Annotated in this window: 4 protein-coding genes and 1 pseudogene; 2 read left to right on the forward strand and 3 right to left on the reverse strand. The window is 66.8% G+C overall.

Features of this window, described 5'->3' with window-relative positions; genetic code table 11:
* Nucleotides 1-679 (reverse strand): bifunctional transcriptional activator/DNA repair enzyme AdaA (locus tag CSW58_RS11020; RefSeq protein ID WP_143755177.1); only part of this gene is annotated, 679 nt, incomplete at its 3' end.
* A gap of 323 nt (nt 680-1,002) precedes the next feature.
* Here CSW58_RS11020 and CSW58_RS11025 point away from each other — a divergent pair.
* Together CSW58_RS11025 and CSW58_RS16270 are read left to right on the forward strand one after the other, a co-directional pair.
* Nucleotides 1,003-2,013, forward strand: a complete 1,011-nt coding sequence (locus CSW58_RS11025; RefSeq protein ID WP_099447319.1) for a hypothetical protein — start codon at nt 1,003-1,005, stop codon at nt 2,011-2,013.
* A 106-nt stretch (nt 2,014-2,119) separates the two neighbouring features.
* A pseudogene (locus CSW58_RS16270) lies at nt 2,120-2,458 on the forward strand (endonuclease domain-containing protein); the annotation flags it as partial.
* Between the two features lie 90 nt (nt 2,459-2,548).
* Here the strand turns inward: CSW58_RS16270 and CSW58_RS11035 are convergent.
* Together CSW58_RS11035 and CSW58_RS14115 are read right to left on the reverse strand one after the other, a co-directional pair.
* Entirely contained in the window at nt 2,549-3,856 is a 1,308-nt protein-coding gene (locus CSW58_RS11035) for an acyl-CoA dehydrogenase family protein (RefSeq protein ID WP_099447320.1), read from the reverse strand.
* 94 nt (nt 3,857-3,950) lie between these two features.
* A partial coding sequence (locus CSW58_RS14115) for a hypothetical protein (RefSeq protein ID WP_099447321.1) occupies nt 3,951-4,616 on the reverse strand: 666 nt, incomplete at its 5' end.

A 4,616-nucleotide genomic window follows, 5' to 3' on the forward strand; every position in this document is an offset into this window, starting at 1 on the left:
CCCCGGCGGCGATCGCCCGCATGGCCAGGAAGGCCAGCATGCCAGCCCAGTCATAGGGCGGCCGATAGCGCAGGGTCAGGGACACCGCGTCATTGTCGTCGCCGGCCTGCGCCGGGGCCTTGCGACGGCGCAGGGCCAGGGGCGGGCGGCCATACAGGCTCTGGAAGGTCTCGTTGAACCGCCGGATGCTGCCGAAGCCCGCCGCCATCGCCACCTGGGCCATCGACAGGTCGGTGTCGTGGATCAACTGCTTGGCCAGCAGCACCCGCCGGGTCTGGGCCACCCCCAGCGGCGTGGCGCCCAGATGCTGGGTGAACAGCCGCCGCAGCTGGCGGCCGCCGACCCCGAGGCGCTCGGCCAGGGTCTCGACATCGCCGTCGCCGTCCAGGGCCCCGGCCTCGATCAGGGTCAGGGCGCGCGAGACGGTGCTGGACGCGCCGTTCCAGGCCCCCAGCTGCGGCGAGGTCTCGGGCCGGCAGCGCAGGCAGGCCCGATAGCCGGCCGCCTCGGCCGAGGCGGCGCTGGGATGGAAGCTGACATTCTGGCGCATCGGCGTGCGGGCCGGACAGACCGGCCGGCAATAGATACCGGTGGTGCGCACCGCGATGAACAGCCGGCCGTCGAAGCGGGCGTCGCGGGTCTGCATGGCGCGATAACAGGCGTCAGGGTCGAGATCCATGGTCCGATCATCGGGCTTTGGAAGCTCTCCGTCTCGCGGTTTTCGGACGCGGTCGTCCATCGCCTGTGCAGCGTTCAGCCAGTCATTCTCGACAGTAAATTTCGATAAATGGTTATTTCATAGTAAGCATAATGGGCAACGTGCGTCATTGCTCCAATCAACAAATCTTGGATACAATATTGGTTGACCCGAAAGTGCGACAAAATGTCTATTCAAATCGCACGATTACATGATCCTTAACGCGATATTTGGCAAAAATATTACAAACCCGGCAGCCGAGGTGGCGCACGCTGCAGATATGTTTGGGAACGTTGGGGCGTGCCATGAAACTTCGGGTGGGACTGGCGCTGGGCGCCGTGATCGTTGCCGGCGCTGTCGGGGGGCTGGCGACCGCGCGTCAGGCGCGAGAGGCGCCGGGCGTCAGCCTGGCGCACGAGCTCGTCGCCGCCGCCAGCGCCTTCGAGACCTATAGCCGCGGGGCGGCGACGATCTCGCCGGGCTTTGACGGCGGCGCCAGCGTCGGGGCGGCTCTCGTGGCCAGCGCTGCCTATAATCCCGACCAGTTGGAGGCCGGCATGGTGGCCTATGGCGCCATCGCCGCCTTGCAGGAGCCCGCCTTCCTCGACGGCGTCCGCGACGCCGCGCTGCGCCTGCCGCGCGAGGACCTGATCGCGCGCCTGACCGAGCAGCCCGAGAGCGTCATCGAGATCGACGGCGCCGGCGCGGCCGCGTCCCGTGCCCAGTTCGCCTTGCGGCAGCGGGGCGAGCCGATCGGCGCGGTCGGCAGGGCGGTCAAGCAGGCGGCCTATGATGTTCAGCATCAGGCCTGGTCCACGGGGCTGATCGGCGACACCGCCGGACGCCTGGCGCGGGTCAAGGCCGCCGCCGCCGCCAGGTTCGTCCCCGGCGACGAGGACGCCGGACGTCTGATCCAGGCCGCGACCGCGCGTGGTGATCGTGAGCAGGGCGCCGAGGGCGCGGCCTTCACGCCGATCACGGTGCGCGCCGCCGCCCTGGCGGCCCTGGCCGTGCTGGGCGCCGCCGGTGACGACGACATGGCCCATCTGGCCCCGGTGCTGCACGAGCAGAAGGCCGGCTATTGCCTGAAGATGGCCAAGCTCAATCTCTACCAGTGCCTGGCTGTCGCCGGTCCGCACTATGAAGACGTCTTCTGTCTGGGCCAGCACGCGCTGATCGACACGGCGCAATGCGTGACCGACGCGGCAGGCGGGTCGACCGCCGCGATCGGGTTCAGCCAGGTCGCCACGGCCCCGCGCTCGAAAGGCTTCACCATCCCGGTGGCGGCGTCGGCGCGGATGGCGGATCGGCGTTGAGTGGACAAATCTATCAATAATTGAGTTCGGATAGAATGCGCCCCAAAGTAACCTAAATCTCCCTTCCCCCTTGATGGGGGAAGGGCGGGGATGGGGGTGCTGCGGCATGTCCGGCAAACCGAAACAACAGCATGCGCCAGGCGCGGTGGCGCGGGCTCGCCGACTGCGGCGAGAGATGACGGCGAGTGAAGGGCAGCTCTGGAAAGCGCTGAGGGCGCTGGACCTGCATATTCGGCGGCAGGCGCCGATCGGTCGCTATGTGGCCGATTTCATCCACCACGGGTCGCGACTGGTCATCGAGGTGGATAGCGGTTGGCATGACCTGCCGGAGGCGCGGGACCATGACGCCGCTCGCGACGCGTGGTTCCGATCTCAGGGGTATCGGGTGATGCGGGTCAGGGATCGCGAGGCGTTCGAGCAGCCCTACGACGTCGCCGAACGTGTCGCGGCGGAGATTCGGCGGTCACCCCCATCCCAACCCTTCCCCCATCAAGGGGAAGGGCTTCTTAGGGTGGTCTATGGTCTCGCCTCTAGACTAGCGGATGCCGGCGACCAGCAGCGAGGCTTCTTTTTCGGCCTTCTGCTTGTAAACCAGGTCGCCGTACTTGCCGTATTCCATGCGGGCGATGGTGCGCTGGTGCACTTCGTCCGGGCCGTCGGCCAGGCGCAGGGTGCGGATGCCGGCATAGGCCTTGGCCAGACCGAAGTCGGTGGTCACGCCGCCGCCGCCGTGGGCCTGGATGGCGTCGTCGATGATCTTCAGGGCCAGGCGCGGGGCCGCGACCTTGATCATGGCGATCTCCAGACGGGCCGACTTGTTGCCGGCCTTGTCCATCATGTCGGCGGCCTTCAGGCACAGCAGGCGACACATCTCGATGTCGATGCGGGCGTCGGCGACGCGTTCTTCCCACACCGACTGGTCGGAGATGAACTTGCCGAACGCCTTGCGGCTCATCAGGCGCTTGCACATCTTCTCCAGCGCCACTTCGGCCGTGCCGATGGTGCGCATGCAGTGGTGGATACGGCCGGGGCCAAGGCGGCCCTGGGCGATCTCGAAGCCGCGGCCTTCGCCCAGCAGCAGGGCGTCGGCGATCGGCACGCGCACGTTCTTGAGGATGACCTCGGCGTGGCCGTGCGGGGCGTCGTCATAGCCGAACACCGGCAGCATGCGGACGATCTCGATGCCGGGCGCGTCCAGCGGCACCAGGACCTGGCTCTGCTGGGCGTGACGGCTGGCGTTGTCGGGGTCGGTCTTGCCCATGACGATGGCGACCTTGCAGCGCGGATCGCCGACGCCCGAGGACCACCACTTGCGGCCGTTGATCACATAGTGGTCGCCGTCGCGCTCGATGCGGGTCTCGATATTGGTGGCGTCCGAGGAGGCCACGTCCGGCTCGGTCATCAGGAAGGCGCTGCGGATCTCGCCGTTCATCAGCGGGCGCAGCCAGCGCTCCTTCTGCTCCAGCGTGCCGTAACGCATCAGCACTTCCATGTTGCCGGTGTCGGGGGCCGAGCAGTTGAAGACTTCCGAGGCGAAGCCGACCTTGCCCAGCTGTTCGGCGATCAGGCTGTATTCCAGGTTGGTGAGCTGGATGCCCTCGAACTGGAACGTGTCGTCGACATGGGTCTGGCCGCTGTGCGGCGGCATGAAGAAGTTCCACAGGCCGGCGGCCTTGGCCTTGGCCTTCAGCTCTTCGACGACCTGGACGACTTTCCAGCGTTCCTTGCCGATCACGTTCATTTCGGCCTCGTACCGCGGGATGGCCGGGACGATGTGATCTTCCATGAACGCCGTGACGCGATCCAGGAACTGCCGTTGCTTCGGCGAGATATCGAAATCCATTGCGCTTCCCAATCCCGTTTTGTGATCGTCAAACAGTTGTTTGAACGATTTCTAGCACTGAACTTACGCTGACGGCAAGCGGGCTCGGGAGGGCCTATCGCCTGTTGATGACCTTGGCGCCCTTGGCGTCGAACCAGACGTCGCCGTCGCCGACCATGGCCATGCCTTGCCGGACGAACATCTCGTGCGGAACCGCGTTGCGCAGATCCGCGACGAAGGCCGGCGTGAAGATGCTGTCCCAGCGCGCCAGCAACTCGGCCCTGTTGCGGACGGTCCGGGGGCGGGCGCCGTTGACGAGCAGCGGATAGGACACCGCCTGGGCCGCGGCCGCGCGGTCGCCGCGCACCACCGCCTTCAGGAATCGTCCGACGCGGGCCTCGAAGACGGCGTCGGGCTCGTCGGTCATCTCCTCGTAATGTCTGGCGCGAGGCGGCCCGTCATACCCTCCCGTGAGGCCGAGCTCGACGGGCAGGGTCTTGGCGCCCTGGGTCCAGGTCCCGGCCAGGCTGGTCGAGTTGTAAAAGGTCAGGGTCTCCTTGCGTCCCGGCACGTTCGAGACGAGATGCAGCCGGAACACGCCGCCGCCCGGCTCCTGCAGGGTCAGGGTGTCACCCTCCATCCGGCCGGTCAGGGGGATGTTGATCAAGGTTCTGACGTAGAAATAGTGGCCGGAAACGAAGTCGCGATGGTCGCGTATGGTCAGCTGCATGCCGACCGGGTAGGCGCCGACCTTGCCGCTCAGGCCGTTGGTGCTCAGACC

This window comes from Caulobacter sp. B11 (genome assembly GCF_002737765.1).
In the GTDB taxonomy this organism is placed as follows: domain Bacteria; phylum Pseudomonadota; class Alphaproteobacteria; order Caulobacterales; family Caulobacteraceae; genus Caulobacter.

What these genes read in the sequence shown, in the direction of transcription:
- CSW58_RS11035 (WP_099447320.1), bottom strand. Translation starts at nt 3,856, where the DNA reads ATGGATTTCGATATCTCGCCGAAGCAACGGCAGTTCCTGGATCGCGTC.
- CSW58_RS11025 (WP_099447319.1), top strand. Translation starts at nt 1,003, where the DNA reads ATGAAACTTCGGGTGGGACTGGCGCTGGGCGCCGTGATCGTTGCCGGC.